We start from the raw sequence: 24,110 nt of genomic DNA on the forward strand, positions 1-24,110 counted from the left end.
CTCAGATCGGTGGTGGTGATAAACCATTATTAGTCTACCATTCTCTGATTATTTAAACCGCAATAAAAAACCGCCCTACATGATATAGGGCGGTTTTTTAAGTACGTACTGCTAGTCTAGGGTTTATTAGAACTGGTTCATCGTGTTCTTGCCACCGCCAGCTTTCAAAGCGTTATCACCAGAGAAGATTTCTTTGTGGTCATCGCCAAGGTCAGAACCAGCCATTGCTTGGTGCTTAACACAAGAGATGCCTTCGCGGATTTCTTTACGTTGTACGCCAGCTGCATAAGCAAGCATGCCTTCTTCACCGAAGTAGCCTTTAGCAAGTTCATGAACGCTAAGAGCAGTGGTGTGGTAAGTTGGTAGCGTGATTAAGTGATGGAATACACCAGCTTCACGTGACGCATCACGTTGGAAGTTCTTAGCAGCTACGTCAGCTGCAGCATCAAGCTCAGTACCGTCATAATCAGCACTCATCAAGTCATCTTTATTGTATGCAGAGATGTCTTTGCCTTCAGCTTCCCACTGTGCGATCACTTGCTTACGGAAGTTAAGCGTCCAGTTGAATGATGGGCTGTTGTTGTATACAAGCTTCGCTTTAGGCTGTTGCTCTTTAATACGGTCAACCATTGATTTGATGTGGGCAACGTCTGGCGTTGGCGTTTCGATCCATAGTAGGTCAGCACCATTTTCTAGAGCAGTTACACAGTCAAGTACAACGCGGTCAATGTTAGTCTCTTCACGGAACTGATATAGGCCGTTAGGTAGACGAACTGGACGTACTAGTTTGCCGTTGTGCTTAAGTAAGCTATCGTTTTCTTTGGCATCTTCAAGAGATACTTCTTCCATTTCGATGAAATCGATGTATTTAGAAGCAAGGTCGCCCGGCTCATTTGATACTGGGATTTTTTGCGTGAGTGATGCGCCCTCAGAGTCAGTACGTGCAACGATAACACCGTCTTCAACACCAAGCTCTAAGAATGCATAACGAATAGCGTTTAGCTTAGAGATGAAGTCTTCGTGCGGTACGGTGACTTTACCAGCCTGGTGACCACATTGCTTAGCGTCAGATACTTGGTTTTCAACCTGAATGGCACAAGCACCAGCTTCGATCATTTGCTTAGTCAATAGGTAAGTCGCTTCTTCGTTACCGAAACCTGCATCGATATCAGCGATGATTGGCACAACATGTGAATCAAAGTTTTCGATTTTTTCTAGGATAGCTGAGGTGTCTTGACCCGCTTCTTCAGCAGCATTTAGCTCACGGAAGTAGTCGTTCAATACTTTAGCGTCAGCTTGACGCAAGAACGTGTAGATTTCCTCGATTAGCTTAGGTACTGATGTTTTTTCGTGCATAGATTGGTCAGGTAATGGACCAAACTCAGAGCGTAGGGCAGCTACCATCCAACCTGAAAGATAGATATAAGTTTTAGAAGTTGTACCGAAGTATTTTTTCTTGGCATACATGGTTTGCTGTGCCACAAAACCATGCCATGCACCTAGAGACTGTGTGTACTGAGACGTATCATTGTCATAATCTTCCATGTCTTGACGCATGATTTTTGCAGTATACTTTGCGATATCCAAGCCCGTTTTAAAGCGGTTTTGTGACATCATACGTGCGGCATCAGTCTCGCTAATGTTCTGCCAGTTGCCGTGCTTTTGCTTTAATTCACGTACTAAGTCGATCGCTGATTTATATGCAGTTGACATCTATAGTCTCCTTGGTGGGGTGTAAAAACAAATAAGTTAATTGTTAAAATAATGGGTCTGTCGCTTTACTAAAATCTTTGTACTAAAAAGTAATATTCAAAATTTGGTCTATCATTTATCTATTGAAGCTCTATTTACCCTAAACAAACCGCTAGGCTATTACAAGAAATTTGCTGAACTCAACAGTTGAAAATAATTGCTGATGTATAGTGTTGATTCAGCTTGTCCATGTCTATCAAAGGTGTTTGAGCATTTAATAAACAGCGTTGTCATAATTAGCAACAAGAGATGTTACAATTATACTGACACTTGGTAGTGTTTCACTGTCGAGATAAACCGTTACTATGCTATTTAACTATGTTGTTTTTTGGACGATAACCCGTTCGTAAAACTCAGGTTTGTGGTCTGTACCGCAAATCCTTTATGGAACTCACTATAACTGCCTTACCAAGATTTATCTAATTTATGATACTTATCTTTAGTATTTTTATAGGTTATAATGTAGTTATAACAGTATCTTATGGTGACGAAATTGAGTTATGCTGAGTATCTTTTGCGGTAAAACCAATAAAAATTCGCAAAATTATGCGGTCCTAGATCGAAAATTACCATTTCAGTACTGATAACACCAAGCATGCCGTGGTGCTTATCTTTTAAAAGCTAAGAGAAATACATATGAATTTGCAGCGGGTTGATTTAAATTTATTAGTCCATCTAGATGTGTTGCTACGAGAAAAAAACGTCACTCGCGCAGCTGAGCAGCTTGGTATCACCCAGCCTGCCATGAGCAATATCTTGCGCCGTCTGCGTAAGTTATTTAATGATCCATTGCTGGTGCGCTCCTCTGAAGGGATGACACCGACTGAGCGCGCTCTTGAGTTGCAGCCACGCATCCGTGAGATACTTGCAGATTTGACTCAAGTACTAGAGCCGCGTACCGAATTCCGTCCTTATAGTACGTCACGCGTTTTTCGAATCATGACATCAGATTATGCCGAAGCGACTTTGGTACCGAGGCTAGTGAAGGCACTACGTTCGGAAGCACCCAACGTCATTTTGGATTTTTTGACACCCTCAGATGTCTCTTATCGCGATATGGAGCAGGGGCGTGTTGATTTGGCGATTAATCGTTTTAATGAGATACCACAGAGCTTTCATCAGGTATTGGTATGGCGTGATACGTTTAGTTGCTTGCTATCGTCTGAAAGTCCTTATGCCAACCGCTTTAATCTGAAAAACTACCTTAAAGCGCAACATGTTTGGGTATCTAAAACAGGGATGGGCGTGGGATTTGGGGTTAATCCAGAAAAATCAGGTGGCCTAGGATCTATTGATCAGGCATTGCAACGTTTGGGCCAAAAACGCCAAATTAGTGTCTTCACTCGTCATTATCAGATGCCAGCCATGCTTGCCGCAAATAAAGACTTGATAGCGACATTGCCAACCCGTGTGGCTCGTATGCAGGCTAATAACGACAGTATTATGATGGAAGAACCGCCGTTTTTTATTCCTGAGTTTGAGCTGACCATGGCATGGTCACCATTGCTACAGCACCATCCTGCTCACCGTTGGTTGCGTCAATTAATCATGCATGTGGCACGGCAAGTAGTGGCTGAGGAAGAAAATCCACCACAAGAAATACCTGTCATTAATCACTTGTTTTAATGAGAGTTTTTACAAAGTAGTAAGTATCTTATAGTAAGTAATCAACTCACTTTGAATATTATTGTTTAGCCTATATTTGGTATATTCAACGAACCAAACCAGCCACTAGGCTGGTTTTTTTTGTTTAGTGTTGCTATGTAGTCTTATTCAATATTTAGCTATTCTTAATAAGCCGGCTACACTGTTAACATCTTCAACACACTTCACAATATATTGTAAAACTCTTCGCCAAATACCTTGTTATGATAAGCACAGATAGAAACAAACTTATCGATTCATTTATTGATTTATCCTATCGACGTAGCACCAAATAATCAAAAGTACCAAACAGTTAAAAGTGACAATAATACTAAACACATAAAATCAAATAATAAGGACATCCACATGTCAGATATTACTACTGTTAACCCAGCAACGGGCGAAGACATTAAAAATTATGATTACATGAGCAACGACGAAGTTAACAAGATTGTCGACGCGTCACATAATGCATTCTTAGAATGGCGTACTGTGAGCCATGAAGAACGTGGACGTGTCATTAAGTCCATCGGCGACAAACTGATGGAGTATAAGGAGGAGCTATCTAAGCTTATGACCGAAGAGCGCGGTAAGCTCTATGGTCAAAGTCAGCAAGAAGTAGATCTCTGTAAAGCAATTTGTGATTACACTGCTGAAAATGGTGTTGCTGCGCTTGCAGATGATGAGCGAGATATCGAAAGCATGAAAAAAGGTATCGTGACTTATCAACCAATCGGCGTGATCTATGGTATGCAACCTTGGAACTTCCCAGCGTATCAAGTATTCCGTTATGCCATTGCTAACTTGATGGCAGGTAACAGTGTTCTGCTTAAACATGCAGCAAACGTCACAGGTTCTGGCTTATTGATCGAAAAAATATTCCATGAGTCTGAACTGCCAAATGATTTGTTCCGTACGATTTTGATTGATCATGACCAATCAGAAAAATTGATTGAAAATGACAAAGTACGTGGCGTAACGCTCACAGGTAGTGATGCTGCTGGTCGTATCGTTGGTCAACAAGCGGCCAAAGCAATCAAAAAATCAGTACTAGAGCTCGGTTCAAATGATGCCTTTATCGTACTAGAAGACGCCGATATAGAAACCGCTGTAGAGACCTGTACCCAAGCCCGTTTGGTCAATAACGGTGAAACCTGTGTGGCCGCAAAACGCTTTATCGTGGTCGATAGCGTGTATGACGAATTCCGCAAGCGTATCGTAGAAAAATTTGAAGGTACAAAATCTGGTGACCCAATGGATGACAACTCAGATATCGGTCCATTAGCGCGTGCAGACTTGCGAGATCAGTTGCATGAGCAAGTAGAACAAAGCGTAGCAAAAGGTGCAACGATTGCTGTTGGCGGTAAAGTACCAGAAGGTAAAGGCAGTTTCTATCCAGCAACTATCTTAGAAAATGTCGAGAAAGGTCAACCTGCCTACGACGACGAATTGTTTGGCCCAGTGGCGTCATTGATTCGCGCCAAAGATGACGACGATGCAATACGCATTGCAAATGACAGTCGTTACGGCCTAGGCGGCGCTATCTTCTCAAAAGATGAAGAAAAAGCGATTCGCTTAGCCAGTGAGCAATTCGATACTGGTATGGTATATATCAATGGTTACGGTCTTGCCAATCCAGCGCTACCGTTTGGTGGTGTGAAGAACTCAGGCTATGGTCGCGAGCATGGCGGCTTTGGTATTAAAGAGTTTGTAAACATTAAAGCAATACACGTATTTGGAAAATAACAGTGAATAACACGTAAAACTGTTAAAGACTAAAAAGAAAAACTCAGCTACTTAATAGCTGGGTTTTTTTGTGTGGGTGAAAATAATATTTTAAAACAACTAAGCGTCAATCAATAGACGTAAGGGCAGGGCAGGCAAGATGCTAGAGGCTTGCTCACTTGGCGTTAATGACACGCCGCCAATAGCGATTTGCAATATCGTCCACGGCAATAAGTGATGCTCCAGCACTTGTACGCGCTTTTGCAAACTATCAGGCGTATCGGTATGACGAATAGGCAAGACCGCTTGGCTTAACACTTGTCCTGCATCCAGCTCGGCGGTGACCACATGGATACTACAGCCGTGCTCACGCTCACCTGAGCAGAGTACACGGGTATGCGTGTCTAGCCCTTTATAAGCGGGAAGTAGCGATGGGTGCAGGTTAATCATCGGGGCAGGCGCGTTATCAATAAAGTCTGCACTCAATACGCGCATAAAACCTGCCAAAACGACCAAGTCAGGCTGCCACGCTTCAAGCTGTGCGGTGGCGTGCTTTTCAAAGGTTTTGATGCCCATGCGTTTGCCGCTCTCTACGTGCGAGAGTACGGCGACCTCAATGCCCGCGTCTTTGGCGCGGGTGATGGCATAGGCGTCTTCACGGTTGCTAATAACGCCAACGATCTCAATCGGTAGCGCACCTGCTTGCATGGCATCTATGAGCACTTGTAGGTTACTGCCACTTCCGGATACCAAAACGGCAATGCGTAATGGCTTGATAGATTGGCTTGTCTGATCAATTGACATTAACGGTATACCACGGCATCGGCTTCACGTTTGACCATTTCGCCAAGTTGCCAAGCGTTTTCACCAGCGTCAGTCAACGTTTTGATCGTTGCTTCAGCTTTGTCTTTAGGAACGACGATGACAAAGCCAACGCCGCAGTTAAAGGTGCGGTACATCTCACTTTGCTCAATATTGCCTTGGGTCTGTAACCAAGTGAATAACTCTGAGAACTGCCAGCTGCTGGTATCGATGCTAGCCGCTAGGTCATCAGGGAGCACTCGTGGCAAGTTGTCAGTGAGACCGCCACCTGTGATGTGTGACATGGCATGAAGCGCTGAGCTACCAAGGGTATCCTGCAATGCCTTGATTGCTTTGACATAGATACGAGTAGGGGCCATCAAGGCATCTTGAATAGGTTGACCATCTAGTTGCTCATCGCTAGTAGCCACGTCAACACCGCTAACTTCGATGACTTTACGCACTAGTGAGTAGCCGTTTGAGTGCGCGCCACTCGAAGCTAGGGCAATCAGAACATCGCCTTCGGCAACATTGTCGCCAGTCACGACCTCGCTTTCTTCAACCACGCCCACGCAGAATCCAGCGAGGTCATAATCGTCGTCTTGATACATACCTGGCATTTCAGCCGTTTCACCGCCGATAAGCGCGCAGTTGGCAAGTTTACAACCATCGCCGATACCAGTGACCACAGTCGCAGCTACATCAACATCAAGCTTGCCTGTTGCGTAATAATCTAAGAAAAATAGTGGCTCTGCACCGCAAACCAACAAATCATTGACACACATCGCGACCAAATCAATACCGATGGTATCGTGACGATTGAGCTGTAATGCCAATTTTAGTTTGGTGCCCACACCATCAGTACCAGACACCAATAACGGAGAAGTGTAGCCTGTTGGGATACGGCATAACGCACCAAAACCGCCAAGTCCACCCACGACTTCAGGACGAGTAGTGGCTTTTGCAACGGACTTGATTCGCTGAACCAAAGCATCGCCTGCATCGATATCAACGCCGGCGTCTTTGTAGCTTAAAGAAGGCTTGTCACTCATAGTCATCTCACAGTTGGGGATAGATAATTGGAATTAAAAAGTAAGGGAGTCAATCACGCTACAATCAGCGAGATAAAGTTTAAAGATAGTGCGCGCATTATACCCAAAAACTGACCACACTCGCAAAGCAACTTACCGATATTTAGCTAAGATTTGCATTAAGCTGTAAATAAGCGATTAAGAAACAAAAAATGACTGATTTTTTGTTGTACTCTGCGATAATAAAACACTAGATTTACGACTCCTGACGGCTCAAGTACCGCAATTTTTGTCACTATCTCAAATCAGCCCACGTATAGGATTAATTATCATGATGAACCAACCAATCGACCCTTTTTTCAGACGTTTATTTATCGTCGTCGTTTTGGTTGTGGCACTATTCCTTCTCTACCTGATGATACCAGTCATTGTGCCGTTTATATTTGCTTTTATGCTGGCTTACTTGTTCAATCCTTTGGTAAAGCGATTGTCAAAACATCTCAGACGTTGGATCGCAATTATTATTGTGTACTCTACCATCACTGTAGGGATGGCGCTGTTGCTCTGGTGGTTGGTACCGACATTGTGGCATCAGCTGCAAGCCGCTTGGGAGTATCTACCTAAAATATCTAGCTGGTATAATCAAGTGGTACGAGAGTGGTTCAACAGTAATACTCGTTTTCAATTGCCTGTCTTAGAGTCTAAGGATTTTTCTGAGACGCTGGTCGAGTATATGCAAACGAATTATAAGTTTGCTGATGCCAGTACCATGATGAGCCAAGTACTGACTTCAAGTATGAACTTTATTAACAGTGCAGGACTGATCGTGTTGGTGCCAATTTTAACGTTTTATTTTTTGTTCAATTGGGATCAGCGTTTACAGACGTGGAAAATGGCGATACCAGGAGCATACTGCAAACAAGTCATTGGCATCGCCAAAGAGTGCGATCAGGCTTTAATGGCGTTTATTAAAGGCCAGCTGCTGGTGATGGTGCTACTGGGTGCTATTTATGCAATACAGCTGCAGCTTATTGGTCTAGAGCTTGGACTTATCATCGGTATGGTAGCGGGTATTGCAAGCTTTGTACCTTACTTGGGTTTTGGCATTGGATTTGTGGCCGCTATCATCGCTTGCTTGTTTCAGTTTGGGTTGGATTGGACCTATTTGTTATTGGTCGTTGGGGCGTTTTTGGTCGGGCAAGCTGCAGAAGGTTATATTCTGCAGCCGCTACTATTAGGTGATAAAATTGGTTTATCACCATTATGGGTTATCTTTGCGGTATTAGCAGGCGCCAGTCTATTGGGTTTTGTGGGTATGTTAATTGCGCTACCAGTTTCTGCTGTCTTAAATGTATTATTCCGCCACCTATATGCGTATTATCGCACGACAGATTTTTATAAAGGTCGTAAGCAATTGCTACTGTTTGAGAAGAAGTAAATATTTTATTATTGAATATAGTGAGCGGATAGCGTACAAATGGGAAGAAAAAAGCAAATGGTTGATCAGGCTTAGTAGGTAAAAGACTTGTCAGTCATTTTGCAAATATGTTATATATAGTCGCAGTGTTGATCATATCAGCCGTTGCTATATTTTTTATCAAGATTAGCCTAATTAGGGCAATTCATCCATCATAAAAAAGCTATATATCCACTGCACATATTTTTATCAGGTAGTATGGATAGTACTGAATAGCAATTTATTCCTTTTTCTACTGCACTTTTATATTGCACTACGCAACACGAGTTGATGATTCATGGCAGAAGCACAGCTAAGTCTCAATCTGGACATTAAGCATGATGCAAGTCTCAGCGACTTTGCCGGTCCCGGTTGGATGTCTATTATTGATGCAGTGCGGCAATTACATGTCGGCCTGATCGGTCAGTTATACCTGTTTGGTAGCCCTGCGACGGGTAAGTCTCACTTGCTCTCCGCTATTTGTGAGTCATTTATTGAAATGGAAAAATCAGCTATTTGCCTGTCACTCAATGAATTGATCCATACCGACGTCCATGTATTATCTTCTTTAGAAAACTTTGATCTGATTGCTATCGATGATTTAGAAGTGCTTGAGCAAAGTAGTCAGTGGCAAGAAGCGCTGTTTCATCTGATCAACCGTAGCCGCGAAGGTCAGCGCCAGCTTTTATTTGCGGCCAATAAACCAGCAGGTGACCTACCGTTTCAACTCAGAGATTTATTGACGCGTTTGGCACAAGCACCAGCTTTTAAGGTGCCTACTGGTCATGATTTAGCAGACCGTCAAGCACTGCTTCAGTCCATTTTGCGTCGGCGCGGCTGGCAGTTTGATGATCGAATTATTAATCATTTATTGACTGAAGGGCCACATCGTATCGGTGCAATGATGGAAGTGCTCAATTATATACAGCCAATGTTTTCTAACCTTGGCCGCAGTAATATATCAAAAGCGGTGATCAGTGACGCGCTGCGTACCATTGATGAGCAAACGCTTGCAGCAGAGCTGGCTGATATAGCTCAAGAGACGCAAGTAGACAATGAGACGACAGATCAAGACCAACATACGATGCCACTTGATTTCTAGTCGTAAAACTTTTAATTGTAAGACTTTTAGCAGCAAAAATACAAATAACAGTAAGAATACGAACTTTTTATCCAACCTGCTTTCACTATTAATGGAATAACCTATGAAATCGAATGCTTCTTTGCTAAAAAAATTAACTATTGGACTGTTGTTTGTGGGTGCGACCTCAGTCTCTATGATGTCACAAGCCGCTGTGACGCTATTGGTTGATGACCATATCAAAGTGACTGCCATCAATGGACAAGAAGTTCAGCAAAGTCTATTTCAACCACTAACTAAAGAGTTTACCCTTGAGCCAGGTCAACACGCTATCACTGCTAAGTATGACCGCTTATATAACTTGCAGCGTGATGAGCATGATTACCTGCGTTCAGGTAACGTCAGCGTGACGGCGGAATTGGCAGATAACCAAACGTATCGTTTGACGATGCCGAACCAGCCAGAAGATTACAAAGCCGCTAAAGATTATGCTAAGCAGCCAACACTCGCTATTCAGCAGAACAATACAGTTATCGCAAGTCAACAGGGTATGGCTGGTAATCAAGGTGGACTGCTTTCAGGACTTGGTAAGGCGCTAGGTGGTGTGTTTGGTGGGGCGGGCGATGCAGAATTACAAAACCAACGTGCGATAGCAGCATTAGATCAACCAGCAGCAATGCCAAACAATACTAATGTTGGTACGACCAATATCAAGCAAACCACGAGTGTGAATACCTCTACCAATACCTTAGATTCATTTATGCAGATTTGGCTACAAGCAACACCTGCTGAGCGTGAAAAGATGCGTCAATGGATTCAACAGTAAATCAATCTGTTACAGATCGCTGTCCATAAAAAAGCACCCAACTGGGTGCTTTTTTATGGTTCTAAGTTTTACTGTTATTTGGATTTATTTAAGCTAAGTGTGATCAGCTTAGTAAAGTATTAACCCAAAAAGGCATTGTACATCCATACCAGCTTTTCTTGCTCTTGTACGTATTCATCAACCAGATCAGCGGTACCTTGATCGTCGCTTTCTGCTGCTAATGACGATACTTGACGCTGCTCGGCAATTAAGGCTTGTAAACCAGTTACTACGCCTTTAACGCAAGATGTACCATCTTTGACGTTTTTGTCTTCGCTGATGCTCGTGTGTTGTGCAAAATCGCTGTAAGCATGTAGCGGTGTACCACCCAGAGTCAAGATACGCTCAGCGATCTCATCAATCTGTAACTGTAGCGATGTGTATAATTCTTCAAACTTTGGATGCAAAGTAAAGAAGTGCTCACCTTTTACATTCCAATGATAGCCACGTACATTTAAGTAAAACACATGGTACGTTGATAGCAGATTGTTTAATTGAGCAATGACTTCGCTCATGTCAGCTTTTTCTAAACCGATCTGGTTAGTAGCGTTATTAGTATTACTCATAATATTGTCCTTATAGTGTGAGTGTTGTTATATAAAATTGAAGAAAGACGAGTAGTAGTTAATTAGCATAAAAATAAAAATATCTTAACTTTTATTAATATCTATATAAGCTCTAGCTCTTCCTTTGATGCTTATAATAATAGCAAACTATCATTAGTAAGTTAAATATAATAAATTCACTTTTACGATTGGTTTTATAAAACTATAATTGAGTCTCTCTATCGTTTTTCTAAACGATAGAGAGAGCTAATAGCCATTATGCTGGCGGCTGCAAGTTTTCAGGATTTAAGCCTTTAACCGGAACCACTTCTTGTAGATGTTGACGTACCGTATCGATAGGGAATTTTTGCGCTTGCAAACGTTTCGGAAGAATTTGGCTACCTTGCTGGCCTTTCATCTCAAACATCATAAAGATATAGTCGTCAGTCTCGTCCCAGCTCTTGATAGCAGTCCACGGAATAACCGCTTGCTGGGTCGCACCTGCACGCATTTGCATACCGCGCATTTGCGAGTTTTTCATCATCTCAGGCTGGTTGCTTGGCATTGCCATGACCAGACCATGTTTTTGTACACCAAGCTTCATTTGACGCATTTCATCTGGCATCTCTTGATCAGCAATTTGTTTTTCAAACTCTCTTTTTACATACCATCTAAAGCCTAAAGTACGCGCCAATAGATAAATCACCACACCAACGAGCATCAACCAAAAAATGATGGTTGAGTAGCCTGTTACAAAGATCAGTCCTGCAATAGCGAGTACCACAACCACAGCCATAATGATCCATTCTTTGGTCTTAAAGCTTGACAGACCAAAAGAGGGGCTGGCACTGGCAAACAGTTCATATTGGGCTTGAAGGAATTCAGCTTCAGTTAGGTTTAAGGCGACAGGTTGGAGCGTGTAAGGATACAGGGCCATAAAGGTTTCTCAGATGCTTATATTAAAAGTGTTGGGTTTACATCGCCAAAGCCAAGTCATGATGTACTACTTGGCTGTAGGTAAATAAAGGTATGCGCTTATCTTACCGAAAAGTACTCTTAAATGAAACATATAAGCGGATCTGTTCACTGATAGCGGCGATATTAATGGCTTTAATAAAGGTAGATGATCCTTATTAAAGTAAGTTGAACATATAGGATATGCATTTCGGGTAAGTATGACTGGCTATGAATAATGAAAGTAGTAGCCCAAAATCACGCTAAAAGCGCTCAAAAAAGCTCAAAGCATGGTCAAATCTGCTGGGTCTTGGTATGATAGCGGCACCCATATAGTTTGATAAAAAATATGGCAGCATGGCAAGGTAGTTATTGAGTTATGAAGCTTTGCAATAAGTATAAGCTGACCAATAATTATATTAATAATGTTTTAACTTCTTATTCACTCTTAGTGTTACAGGCAACGATTATGATTGATCCAAAACTCTTACGCGGCGATTTGAGCGATTTACAGCAACAACTGGCCACTCGCGGCTACACGCTTGATATGGAGTTTTGGCAGTCGATTGAATCCGAGCGTAAGTCATTGCAAGTCAAAACAGAAGAGTTGCAATCGCGCCGTAACGCTGGTGCTAAGCAAGTCGGCGCTCTCAAAAAATCAGGCGAAGATGCCAGTGAGCTATTGGCTGAGATGCAAAGCGTTAGCGGTGAGATCAAAGCTGCTGAAGACGAGCTACGTACTCTGCAAGAGCGCATCACTCAAGCGGCGCTACAGATCCCAAATATTCCAGCGGCAGATGTACCAGTCGGTACGTCAGAAAACGATAACGTAGAAGTGCGTAAGTGGGGCACGCCGCGTACGTTTGATTTTGAGATTCAAGATCACACGCATATCGGTGAGACGCTTGGCATGCTCGACTTTGAGGCCGCAACCAAACTGACAGGCAGCCGTTTTAACGTGCTAAAAGGCCAATTGGCGCAGCTGCATCGTGCACTGATCCAGTTTATGCTCAACACCCATACCATGAAATACGGCTATCTTGAGACCTATGTGCCTTATATTGTCAATAGCGATAGTCTAAAAGGGACGGGTCAGTTGCCTAAGTTTGAAGAGGATTTGTTTAAGCTAAGCAATCACACGAATAACGATGAGATGGATTTTTATCTGATTCCAACAGCAGAAGTGCCAATGACCAACTTGGTACGCGGAGAGCGTTTGGATATCAAAGAGCTACCGCTAAAATTCACCGCGCATACGCCATGTTTCCGTAGTGAAGCGGGCTCGCACGGTCGTGATACACGTGGACTGATCCGCCAGCATCAGTTTGAAAAAGTGGAAATGGTCAATGTTGGCACCAGTGATCAGTCTGATGACTTGCTAGAGGCAATGACAGGGCAGGCCGAATATATCTTGCAGCAGCTTGAGTTGCCATACCGCACGGTACAGCTATGTACGGGTGATATGGGTTTTGCCGCACAAAAGACCTATGACATCGAAGTATGGCTACCAAGCCAAGATACCTACCGCGAAATCTCTAGCTGCTCTAACTGTGGCGATTTCCAAGCGCGCCGTATGGGTACGCGTGTCAAAGATGGCAAGCAAACCAGCTTAGCTCATACTTTGAACGGTTCAGGATTGGCGGTTGGTCGTACGCTACTAGCAGTGATGGAAAATCATCAAAACGCTGATGGTAGCATTACGATTCCAGAAGTATTGCGTCCATTTATGGGCGGTGCTGAGACTATTTCAGTTTAATAAATGGACTATAAGTAATGAGCTGCTTGTCACTTAGATCACTTGCAGCTTGTTACTGATAGCTTAAATTAAAATCTATAACTGTCTATCGTTTAACAAAACTGATGTGAGTCATTGCTAAATAGAAACGGTATTGTCACCGCATTTTTGGCTAGGCTCATAGCAAATATGTTAATATTGCATTTTTATTTTATAGCCTATCCACTGAGGACGCACGCCGCGTTTTTGGTGGATCATCCTCTGAGTAAACTCTCCTCTTATCTTTATACGACTCATTCGAATATTAGGACACTCTATGCCAGCTCCAATTAGCGAACGTAAACTAGCCAATGCCATCCGTGTACTGTCGTTTGACGCGGTTCAAAAAGCCAACTCTGGACATCCGGGTGCGCCAATGGGTATGGCTGATATTGCCGAAGTTTTGTGGCGCAAATTTTTGAAGCACAATCCAGCTGATCCTAATTGGCACAACCGTGACCGCTTTGTACTGTCAAACGGTCATGGCTCGATGCTTATTTATTCATTGCTACATTTATCGGGCTATGATGTCAGCGTTGATGACCTAAAAGGCTTTCGCCAACTACATTCAAAAACCCCAGGGCACCCTGAACTTGGTTACACCCCTGGTGTCGAGACGACGACTGGTCCGCTAGGACAAGGTATTGCCAATGCTGTTGGTTTTGCGATTGCAGAGAAGACACTCGCAGCGCAGTTCAACCGCGACGGTCATAATATCGTTGATCATCATACCTATGCGTTCTTAGGCGATGGCTGCTTGATGGAAGGTATCAGTCATGAAGTGTGCTCGCTCGCTGGCACATTAGGTCTTGGCAAATTGGTATTCTTCTATGATGACAATGGCATCTCAATCGATGGTAATGTTGAAGGTTGGTTCACTGATGATACCGAAGCTCGCTTTGAGTCGTACGGCTGGCAAGTGATCAAAGTCGATGGTCATGATACTGATGCGATCACGCAAGCAACTGAGCAAGCAATTGCAGAAACTGCTAAGCCAAGCCTAATTATTTGCAAAACGACTATCGGTGCTGGTAGCCCAAACAAACAAGGCCTTGCGGCCAGTCATGGTGCGCCACTTGGTGATGATGAAATTGCCTTAACGCGTGATGCGCTGTCTTGGAAACATGCCCCATTTGAATTAGATGATGAAATCTATGAAGCGTGGGATGCCAAAGTCAAAGGCGACGTGCAGCAAAAGAACTGGGATGCTGACTTTGAAGCATATAAAAAAGCCTATCCAGAGCTTGCAGCAGAACTATCACGTCGTCTAAATGGCGAGTTGCCTGCTGACTTTGCTAGCCAAGCGAAAGCGTACATTCAGCAAACGCAAGAAGCGGGCGGTGATGTTGCTAGTCGTAAAGCCAGCCAAAATGCGATCAACAGCTTGCAGCCATTACTGCCAGAACTACTAGGCGGCTCAGCAGATTTAGCGGGCTCAAACCTCACGTTATTCAAAGGCGCTAAAGGCATCGAGAAAGACGCTGACGGCAACTACATCTATTATGGCGTACGTGAGTTCGGTATGACCGCGATTGCCAATGGCATTGCATTGCACGGCGGCTTTATCCCTTACGTAGCGACGTTCCTGATGTTTATGGAATACGCACGTAACGCGGTACGCATGGGCGCACTGATGAAGCAGCGCGTCATCCATGTCTATACCCATGACTCTATCGGTCTGGGTGAAGATGGCCCGACGCATCAGCCAGTTGAGCAATTGACCAGCCTACGTACCACGCCAAACCTACGTACATGGCGTCCTTGTGATGCTACCGAATCTGCAAGCGCTTGGGTAGAAGCAATCAAATCAGAAAATAACCCATCAGCATTGATCTTTAGCCGTCAAAGCTTGCCACATCAAGCACGTGACAGCGAGCAAGTCGCGAACATCACCAGAGGTGGTTATGTACTGGCAAAAGAACAAGGCGAGCTACAAGCCATCATTATCGCAACCGGTTCAGAAGTTGGCCTAGCGATGGAAGCGTATGAGGCGTTGAGCGCAAATGGTATTGGCGTCCGTGTGGTGTCTATGCCATGTGCTGAAGTCTTCGTTGAGCAAGAGGCGAGCTATCGCGAAGCGGTATTGCCCGCCAATATCCGTGCTCGCGTCGCAGTAGAAGCCGCGCATGTGGACTACTGGTATAAGTTCGTTGGTCTAGATGGCAAAGTCATCGGTATGACCACTTATGGCGAATCTGCTCCAGCTAGCGACTTGTATAAAGAGTTTGGTATCACGACTGATGCTGTGGTTGAAGCGGTAAATAGTTTGGTGTAATAGACCTAACTGAGTTAGTATTTAAAAAAAGAGCTACTAGAGAAATCTAGTGGCTTTTTTTGTATATAGTTGTTTTTAGTAGTTATTTTCAATACTTGCTTACTAGTATAATAGCTTCAATAAAATACGGCACCATTTATTTTTTTGGTTTAAATAAACTTTTATTTGGTTTTAAAGTATAGCAATTATCAAGGATTGTAGTTTCTGATTTTATGATGCTGAAATTTGGATGAGACATATGGAAAAGAACGAGATAACAACACATACAACATGGTTGCAACAAATAGGTCTAAGTGAAGGAGTGATAGCAGCCTTTATTATTGGATTCTTGGGCTTGTGCGGTATTTTTATTACTCAATACTTTGACCGAAAAAAAGAGCGTAGAGCTTTCCTCAGAGAGAAGTTTGAGGAACTATGTTTCAGGCTTGCAGATTTTGCTACGCTTGTAAAAGAGAACGAAGCTAAGCGTTTTCAGGGTAAAGATAGTAAAAGCTTCGATCTTAGTAATTTTTCCAAAGAAGGTGGAAAAATTGAGATATTAACAATACTATATTTTTCTGAACTTGAAGATGAGTGTAAGGTTTTTCTACAAATAGGATTGGATTTATGTGTCGCTCAGAGACTTTATGAGATGAATTCTAATGAAAAAAATCTAGACAGACTTGAAAAAAAACAAGAAGATTTTGAAAATATTTATGATAGTTTTTATAGTAATATAAAAAAATGTATACCAGAATATACCTAATTTTTAATCTGCGAATGATTCAGTTTGCGCTACAAAAATTGAATGTAATTTTTTTTTATTTATTCTATTCATTGCATATATACTCCCTACGACTTCTATCTACGTATCGAAAGAAAAACCATGTCCCTAAAATCCTCCTTCAAAGGCTTCCTAGGTGAAACTGTCATCAATGTCGCCATGTGGCTAAAGCTTGAAAAAGACATCTATCACCGGCTAAACAATGTCACTTTGCCATTAACCAATGGTGGTAGTACGCAAATCGATCACGTCATCGTCTCTGTATACGGCATCTTTGTCATTGAAACCAAAAACTACAAAGGTTGGATATACGGTAGCGAGAAGCAAAAGCAGTGGACACAAGTTTTCCAAAATGGAAATAAATTCAAATTCCAAAATCCGCTACGTCAAAACTACTTACATATTAAGACGCTCGCAGATTTATTAGGCTTGGAGCTGAGCTACTTCCATTCGATGATTGCTTTTATCGGTGAGTGCGAGTTAAAAACCCGCGATGAGTTGCCCGAGCATGTATTGACGAGTGGTATGGTCTCGTATGTAAAGAAAAAACAAGATAAGCTACTCACTGAAGACGAGGTTTCATCTATCGTTGAGCAAATTAATAGCAATAGATTTAGTAAGTCTTGGCGCACCAATCGGCAGCATAAAGCTTATCTAAAAGATAAGCATAGCAACCCAAGTAAGAATACTGAGAATCCTACACTTGAACCAATAGTTAAAGAAACTGTAAGAAGAACTCCTCTAAAAAGTAGGGAAGTACATGGATGGTCTGGTCAAACTGAGGTTGAATCTACCGCATTACCAATTGATAGTCTAAATACTCAGCAAATAATCAAACCGCATGATATGGCTAATAAACTGTTTATGACGCCGTTTGAGATTGTAGAATCTGAGCCACAGGTGGAAGAACCTGAGATACTTAAAGCGACAGACCATGACGCTAATATCGATCAAGCGCCAACCTGCCCAAGATGCAACGGCGAGATGGTCAAACGTGTGGCAAAAAATGGCGCACGCCAAGGACAGTCCTTTTATGGGTGCGCGCAGTTTCCTAAATGTCGCGGCGTAGTGAGTATTACTTAGCCGTTAGTCATCTTAACCATATATCTCTTCCAAACGCAGGCAAGCCACCAATCGACCATCCCATTCGCGCAGTTGTGGCTCGATTTCGCTGCACTGCGAGGTCGCATATGGACAGCGTTTATGTAGAGCGCACCCGCTTGGCGGATTAAGCGGGCTTGGTAGCTCACCTTGTAGCGTCAAATCTTTCTTTTGGCCATTTACTGTGGGTGCAGCCGCCAGTAATGCGATGGTATAAGGATGCTTTGGCGCATTATAAATGGCTTCTTTGGGCCCGTGCTCGACCGCTTGACCTAAGTACATGACCATCACATCATCAGCGACATGACGTACGACTGACAAGTTGTGCGAGATAAAGACGTAGGCAGTACGATACTCATCCTGCAAATCCATAAACAGATTTAAGACTTGCGCTTGAATCGACACATCAAGTGCAGAGGTCGGCTCATCAGCGACGACGATTTTAGGATTGAGCATCATCGCGCGGGCGAGGGCAATCCGCTGGCGCTGACCACCCGAAAACATATGTGGAAAACGCCCAGCATGTTCAGGACGTAGACCCACGTTTCTCATCATCTCGTTGATTTTGTCACGCTTTTCTTCTTTCGACAGGTTGGTATGAATATTCAACGGCTCTGTCAATTGATAGGCGATAGTATGACGCGGATTCAAGCTACCATAAGGGTTTTGGAAGACCATTTGAATTTCGGTACGTAAGTCTTTGAGCGCCTTTCTACTATAGCCAGTGGTGGCTTCGTCGTTGATAAAAAGCTCGCCCTGCGTCGGCTGCTCGATGAGTGTCAGCTGGCGGGCAAGGGTAGATTTGCCGCAGCCTGATTCACCAACGACTGCCAATGTCTTGCCAGCCTCAAGCTCAAAAGAGATACCGTTCAGCGCTTTGACGTGCGCTTTTGGTTTGCCCAATCCTTGTGATACCGGATAGTGCTTATGTAGATTGTCTGCTTTTAAAACCACTTTATTACTCATACTTGTGACTCCAAAATAGCAGCGTGAGAGATGGGGGTGCGAGCAGTAGGATCGGCATAAATGCAGCGCACCTTGCCATTTGGTGTGTCCAAAATAGGCGGCGGCACGTCACAAGCAGGCTCTTTATATGGGCAGCGAGGAGATAATAAGCACCCGCTTGGGCGATCATATTGACTTGGTACGACCCCAGGCAAGCTGTTCAATCGATCTTGTCCGATAGCCAGCTCAGGAATGGCTTGTAATAGCGCCTCTGTGTAAGGATGTGCAGGATGTTGAAAAACCTCTGGCACGGTACTGGTTTCAACCACTTGTCCAGCATACATGACCGCGACATCACGCGAGTTTTGTGCAACAAGGCCCAAATCATGGGTGATCAGTACCATCGCCATTTGTTTTTCACGTTGTAGACGACCCAGCAAATCCATAATCTGCGCTTGTACGGTGACATCAAGTGCGGTCGTTGGCTCGTCTGCGATGAGCAGTTTTGGTTCACACGCAAGCGCCATCGCAATCATAACGCGCTGGCTCATACCGCCTGAGAGTTGATGTGGATACACTTTGAGTCGGTTTTTGGCGTCAGGCATTTCGACCAACTCTAACAGCTCTAATATGCGTGCCTGTACTGCTGCACCGCGCAAACCAAGATGCTTACGCAGTACTTCACCCAACTGCATCTCAACGGTAAAGCTTGGATTGAGACAAGACATCGCATTTTGAAAGATCATGGAGATGTCTTTGCCAATAATGCCGCGTTTTTCTTTGGCAGGCATACTAAGCATATCTTTATTATCAAACATCACTCGCTTGGCGCGGACGGTGGCAGACGGCGGCAGTAGCCCCATTAGCGCCATCATCGTGACTGACTTACCTGAGCCGGATTCACCAACGACAGCGATGACTTCACCTTGTGTGATTTTTAATGACACATCATCGACAGCGCGAAAGGCACGCTTTCCTTGACCAAAAGTGACCGACAGATTTTCGATGTCCAATAACAGCGGCGCGTCTGTTGTTGATGCACCATTCATAGAAGTATGAGCGGTAGGCGTTTTAATTAAAGGTTCAGTCATCTTAGGTCACCTGCTTTAATTTGGGATCGAGCGCGTCACGCAGGCCATCACCCGTCAAGTTAATCGACAATGCAGCCAAGAAGATAGCGACACCTGGCCAAATAGCGAGCCAAACGTTACTTTGAATGTATTGACGAGCCGTACCGAGCATCGCGCCCCATTCAGCATCAGGTGGCTGTACCCCAAAGCCTAAGAAACCAATCGCACCCGCTTCTAAAATAGCAGAGGAAAAAATCATCGTTGCTTGTACGATGAGCGGTGCCATGCAGTTGGGTAGAATCGTGATAAATAATAAACGCAGCACACCAGCACCCATCACTTGCGAGGCGATAAAGTACTCACGTTGCAACTCCACCATCGCGGTGGCGCGAGTCAGACGAATAAAAGGCGGCGTACAGACCAGTGCAATCGTAATAATCGTATTGGTCATAGAGGGCCCTAAGATAGCGGCAATGATAATCGCTAGTAGTAAGCTGGGGTATGACATCAAAATATCATTGACCAGCATGACCGCTTTGCCCCAAACTTTGGGCCAAAATGCGGCACTAAGTCCTAGTGAAATACCGACTAGCATCGCAAGGGTCGTCGCGCTCAGACCGATAAACAGAGAGTAACGCGCGCCATACATCACCCGAGACAAGGTATCTCGTCCAGCATCATCCGTGCCTAGCCAAAACATCGCATCACCACCACTTAAAAAGGCTGGCGGCAGCTGCTCTTGACCCGTAAACAACTCGTAAGGGTCATGGGGGGCAATTGCGGGCGCGAGTATGGCAACAATAACCATTAGCATGAGAATAATAAAACCCAACACCGCGCCCTTGTTTCGGCAAAAGGTCGATAAAAATAGTTGCCAAGACGATGGCGGAGTAGCAGCCATCAGATTGACATCAGAGGGGAGAACAGAAGGCTTCATGAGCAGTTCCTATAGTGGCTAGCGCAGTGATATTTTTTAGAATTTTGTTCCTAAAAAAGTACTAAGCATTGCTAAAACATCACTTCAGCGCCAATCATCACTATTTATAATATAAGTATTTATCAATGTGACATTGCAACATTGCAACATTAAGAGGTATGTCGAATACGCGGATTGATCAGACCATACAAAATATCAATAAATAAACTTACCAAAATCAAGGCAGTGGCGACCAACAAAATACCGTTTTGCACAATGGGGTAATCACGAGTAAAAAAACCATCGAGAAGCCAATTACCAACACCCGGCCAGCTAAAGATAGTCTCGGTAATAATCGCGCCTGCAAGCAAGGTTGCCATTTGTAAGCCAACCACAGTGACGACAGTGATTAGCGCGTTACGCATCACGTGTACCATGATCACGCGGCGTGGCGATAAGCCCTTGGCGCGAGCCGTACGCACATAGTCTTCATCCAACACTTCCAGCATCGCAGAGCGTGTCATCCGCGCGATCATCGCGAGTGGAATGGTCGATAAGGCAATCGATGGCAAGATAAAGTGTTTGACCACATTCCAAAAAGCGCCCGGTTCCCCTGAGGTGAGAGAGCCAAGCAACCATGAGCCGTACAAGGGATGGACATCCAAGAACTGTGCGACAGAGATCACACCAGCAACGGGTAAAAGGCCAAGATAGTGAGCGAATATACCTGTCAGAATAGGGCCTAGTAAGTAGATCGGCATCGAGTATCCTGCTAGCGCCCCTGACATCAGAGTATAGTCAATCCAAGTACCACGGCGTAGTGCGGCAAAGATACCCAAGCTCACACCAATCACACTAGCAATGACAATCGCACATAGCGCCAACTCTAAGGTTGGAACGAAGTGCGCAAAAAAGTCTTGTAACACAGGAGAGCGAGTACGAAAGGATTGACCAAAGTCACCCGTCAATATACCCGTCAAGTAATCCCAGTATTGAACGATAAGGGGTTTGTCTAATCCCAGTCTTTCTAGGGCGCGAGCATGTAGCTCTGGATCCACCATACGCTCACCCATCATGATCTCGACTGCATCGCCTGGTACGAGACGGATCAGAGTAAAAGTCGATAGCGTGAGGCCAAGATAGACAGGAATAAGAATGGCGATACGGCGCAGAATATAAAGTAGCATGGGCTGCTCAATAGTTGTGATTCAATGGGTGGAGTAGTAGCAATGAATGAGGTCGTCCGTGACCATGCCCTTAAATGACCAAGCACTTAAATCAAAAGCACTTAAATCAAAAGTACTCAAGTGAAAGGTGCTCAAATGAAAAGTATGTGAGTCAAAAAGCAATCAACTCATATAAATACGGCTGGAACAGAGATTCTGAGCCAGCCGAATACAAATCAAATAATAGTGCATGTCGTACCGGACGTAATTAGCTAAGGCTATTCAACTTTCACGCCATCGAAGCGTACAGCACCAAGTGGACTGATTTTGAAATCCACAACGTTTGGTGCAGTGAATACGGTGACTACCGAATGCGCCATAGTCGTCCAAGGAAGCTGCTCTTTGAAGATCTGCTGAGCTTGTACATAGTCATCCACACGCTCATCTTGATTAGTGACCTGACGTCCTTTCATGACCAAATTATCAAAGTCTTTATTACACCAACGTGAGTAGTTATTACCACCGACCGCGTCACAAGACAGTAATGAGCCCAACCAGTTATCTGGATCACCATTATCACCCGTCCAACCTGCCAAGATCACATCAGGCTCGCCTTTTGCCGCGCGTTTTAGGTATTCGCCCCACTCATAAGTAACCAGTTTGGCATTGACGCCAATCTTCGCCCAATCTGCTTGGAGCATTTCAGCCATGAGTTTGGCATTAGGGTTATATGGACGTTGAACAGGCATGTACCATAAGTCGATGTTCATATTGTCCGCGCCAGCTTCTTTAATCAGCGCTTTGGCTTTTTCAACATCATAAGGTGCATCTTTTAAAGAGTCGTCGTAGCCCCACTGCGTAGGCGGCATTGGGTTGGTTGCCTTGAGACCTTCGCTTTGATAGACAGCATTGATGATCGCGTCTTTATTGATCGCCATATCCAATGCTTGACGTACTTTAAGATCACTTAGCTTCGGCTTTTCAACGTTGTAGCCCACATAACCGACGTTAAAACCTGGTTGATCAAGAACGGTGGCTTTACCAGATTTTTTGACCGATTCAATTTCGGCAGGCTTTGGATAAGCGGACACATGACATTCACCCGCTTGTACCTTTTGGGCGCGAACGGCTGAGTCTTTAGTAATAACAAACACAAGGTTGTCGATGTAGATGTTGTCTTTGTCCCAATAGTCTGGGTTTTTGGTATAACGGATTTGCGCGTCTTTTTGATAGGACGTAAAGACGAAAGGCCCAGTACCAACAGGTTTGTTATTGATATCAGGCTCATTACCAGAGGCCATCAACTGATCTGCATATTCAGCAGAATTGATATAAGCAAATGGCATCGCTAGGTTTTGTAAAAATGGGGCATTGACTTCGTTAAGCGTGACTTTTACCGTGTAATCGTCAACTTTTTCAATGTTAGAAATAATATCAGGTAATCCCATGCCAACTGAATAGGGGAATTCTGCAGGGTAAGCTTTGTTAAATTCAAAGTCTGGGTTGGTGAGACGTTTTAATGTAAAAATCAGATCGTCTGCGTTGAAATCGCGACTTGGTGTGAAATAATCGGTTTTACCGAACTTGACGCCTTTTCGAAGATTAAAGGTATAGGTCTTACCATCTTCGCTAATATCCCAGCTTTCAGCGAGTCCTGGCTGAATTTCAGTCCCATCTCTTTTAAACTGTACCAAACCGTTATAGATAGGATAAGCACTCGCATCAAAATCGGTGCCGGCGGTGTACTGTGCGGGATCGAAACCAGCTGGGCTGCCTTCTGAACAATAAAGCAAGGTCTTGGCGGCTTTGGCGTCTGAGCTGACAGCAGATTCATCAGTGGTTTTGTTGTCGCCGCTACAGGCGCTTACACCCAAGATAAGCGTGGCCAACAGCGTCAGTTTAAAGAATGATTTTTGCATTATTACGTCCCATGTAATGATAGGTAGTTGCTTATAAATTGCTATGCCTGTCTGAGGAATTAGCAAACTTTCAACTGCTTTTGGTATATTTATTTTGAAGATATATTCTTTACAAAAAGATACATATATAAAGTTGAGAAAGATTTAATTTATATAATGTAGAACATATCGTTATAAATAAGTCGTTTGAATATACTCTCATAAATAGCGATAATGCAAGAAATCTTTGAAATAATTTAATAAAAAAGACGATTTCTATTATTTTAGAGAGCTAATACACCCAAAAAAGGTAACTTTTACGAATTTCGACAGTAAAATTCATAATAA

At 43.8% G+C, this 24,110-nt stretch carries 19 protein-coding genes; 9 read left to right on the forward strand and 10 right to left on the reverse strand.

Features of this window, described 5'->3' with window-relative positions:
- Positions 1-126: 126 nt before the first annotated feature.
- Positions 127-1,713: an isocitrate lyase gene (locus tag AC58CZ_RS01695; protein WP_494223518.1), complete on the reverse strand. Its 1,587-nt coding sequence runs from the start codon at positions 1,711-1,713 to the stop codon at positions 127-129.
- 675 nt (positions 1,714-2,388) lie between these two features.
- On the opposite strand from AC58CZ_RS01695, the gene AC58CZ_RS01700 reads away from it, so the two are divergent.
- Together AC58CZ_RS01700 and AC58CZ_RS01705 are read left to right on the forward strand one after the other, a co-directional pair.
- A complete protein-coding gene (locus AC58CZ_RS01700; RefSeq protein WP_301449191.1) occupies positions 2,389-3,378 on the forward strand; it encodes a LysR family transcriptional regulator in 990 nt (329 codons plus the stop codon).
- 384 nt (positions 3,379-3,762) lie between these two features.
- Positions 3,763-5,142, forward strand: a complete 1,380-nt coding sequence (locus tag AC58CZ_RS01705) for an aldehyde dehydrogenase family protein (RefSeq protein ID WP_494223517.1) — start codon at positions 3,763-3,765, stop codon at positions 5,140-5,142.
- A 99-nt stretch (positions 5,143-5,241) separates the two neighbouring features.
- Here the strand turns inward: AC58CZ_RS01705 and purN are convergent, their stop codons facing one another.
- A complete protein-coding gene (gene purN / locus AC58CZ_RS01710) occupies positions 5,242-5,925 on the reverse strand; it encodes a phosphoribosylglycinamide formyltransferase (RefSeq protein ID WP_494223516.1) in 684 nt (227 codons plus the stop codon).
- Positions 5,925-6,974: a phosphoribosylformylglycinamidine cyclo-ligase gene (purM, locus tag AC58CZ_RS01715; protein ID WP_093071323.1), complete on the reverse strand. Its 1,050-nt coding sequence runs from the start codon at positions 6,972-6,974 to the stop codon at positions 5,925-5,927. The genes purN and purM overlap by 1 nt, the downstream gene beginning before the upstream one ends.
- A 310-nt stretch (positions 6,975-7,284) precedes the next feature.
- On the opposite strand from purM, the gene AC58CZ_RS01720 reads away from it, so the two are divergent.
- The 3 genes from AC58CZ_RS01720 (at position 7,285) to AC58CZ_RS01730 (ending at position 10,316) form a co-directional block, all read left to right on the forward strand.
- Positions 7,285-8,391 (forward strand): AI-2E family transporter, encoded by a 1,107-nt coding sequence (locus AC58CZ_RS01720; protein ID WP_494223515.1) that lies wholly within the window; start codon positions 7,285-7,287, stop codon positions 8,389-8,391.
- A 316-nt stretch (positions 8,392-8,707) separates the two neighbouring features.
- Positions 8,708-9,511, forward strand: a complete 804-nt coding sequence (gene hda / locus AC58CZ_RS01725; protein WP_427642248.1) for a DnaA regulatory inactivator Hda — start codon at positions 8,708-8,710, stop codon at positions 9,509-9,511.
- A 103-nt stretch (positions 9,512-9,614) separates the two neighbouring features.
- Entirely contained in the window at positions 9,615-10,316 is a 702-nt protein-coding gene (locus AC58CZ_RS01730; RefSeq protein ID WP_494223514.1) for a DUF2057 family protein, read from the forward strand.
- A 119-nt stretch (positions 10,317-10,435) separates the two neighbouring features.
- Here the strand turns inward: AC58CZ_RS01730 and AC58CZ_RS01735 are convergent, their stop codons facing one another.
- Positions 10,436-10,921, reverse strand: a complete 486-nt coding sequence (locus AC58CZ_RS01735; RefSeq protein ID WP_071002111.1) for a Dps family protein — start codon at positions 10,919-10,921, stop codon at positions 10,436-10,438.
- 256 nt (positions 10,922-11,177) lie between these two features.
- Positions 11,178-11,837: a YcxB family protein gene (locus AC58CZ_RS01740; protein ID WP_058025884.1), complete on the reverse strand. Its 660-nt coding sequence runs from the start codon at positions 11,835-11,837 to the stop codon at positions 11,178-11,180.
- Positions 11,838-12,323: 486 nt separating this feature from the next.
- Between AC58CZ_RS01740 and serS the strand changes: the two genes are divergently transcribed.
- The 4 genes from serS (at position 12,324) to AC58CZ_RS01760 (ending at position 17,749) form a co-directional block, all read left to right on the forward strand.
- The gene (serS, locus tag AC58CZ_RS01745) at positions 12,324-13,610 is read left to right on the forward strand and encodes a serine--tRNA ligase (protein WP_494223513.1); all 1,287 of its coding nucleotides are present in this window, start codon (positions 12,324-12,326) and stop codon (positions 13,608-13,610) included.
- 295 nt (positions 13,611-13,905) lie between these two features.
- Positions 13,906-15,903: a transketolase gene (gene tkt, locus AC58CZ_RS01750; protein WP_494223512.1), complete on the forward strand. Its 1,998-nt coding sequence runs from the start codon at positions 13,906-13,908 to the stop codon at positions 15,901-15,903.
- Positions 15,904-16,141: 238 nt separating this feature from the next.
- The gene (locus AC58CZ_RS01755; RefSeq protein WP_494223511.1) at positions 16,142-16,648 is read left to right on the forward strand and encodes a hypothetical protein; all 507 of its coding nucleotides are present in this window, start codon (positions 16,142-16,144) and stop codon (positions 16,646-16,648) included.
- 120 nt (positions 16,649-16,768) lie between these two features.
- Positions 16,769-17,749 (forward strand): NERD domain-containing protein, encoded by a 981-nt coding sequence (locus AC58CZ_RS01760; protein ID WP_494223510.1) that lies wholly within the window; start codon positions 16,769-16,771, stop codon positions 17,747-17,749.
- Between the two features lie 12 nt (positions 17,750-17,761).
- On the opposite strand, the gene AC58CZ_RS01765 is transcribed toward AC58CZ_RS01760, so the two are convergent.
- The 5 genes from AC58CZ_RS01765 to AC58CZ_RS01785 form a co-directional block, all read right to left on the reverse strand.
- On the reverse strand, positions 17,762-18,733 hold the full coding sequence (locus tag AC58CZ_RS01765; RefSeq protein WP_102092272.1) for a peptide ABC transporter ATP-binding protein: 972 nt from the start codon (positions 18,731-18,733) through the stop codon (positions 17,762-17,764).
- Positions 18,730-19,803: an oligopeptide/dipeptide ABC transporter ATP-binding protein gene (locus AC58CZ_RS01770; RefSeq protein ID WP_494223509.1), complete on the reverse strand. Its 1,074-nt coding sequence runs from the start codon at positions 19,801-19,803 to the stop codon at positions 18,730-18,732. The genes AC58CZ_RS01765 and AC58CZ_RS01770 overlap by 4 nt, the downstream gene beginning before the upstream one ends.
- A gap of 1 nt (position 19,804) precedes the next feature.
- On the reverse strand, positions 19,805-20,719 hold the full coding sequence (locus tag AC58CZ_RS01775; RefSeq protein WP_058023779.1) for an ABC transporter permease: 915 nt from the start codon (positions 20,717-20,719) through the stop codon (positions 19,805-19,807).
- A 149-nt stretch (positions 20,720-20,868) separates the two neighbouring features.
- A complete protein-coding gene (locus tag AC58CZ_RS01780) occupies positions 20,869-21,885 on the reverse strand; it encodes an ABC transporter permease (RefSeq protein WP_058023778.1) in 1,017 nt (338 codons plus the stop codon).
- A 257-nt stretch (positions 21,886-22,142) separates the two neighbouring features.
- Positions 22,143-23,783, reverse strand: a complete 1,641-nt coding sequence (locus AC58CZ_RS01785) for an ABC transporter substrate-binding protein (RefSeq protein WP_494223508.1) — start codon at positions 23,781-23,783, stop codon at positions 22,143-22,145.
- Positions 23,784-24,110: the final 327 nt, after the last annotated feature.

Source organism: Psychrobacter sp. CR212, from assembly GCF_059693765.1.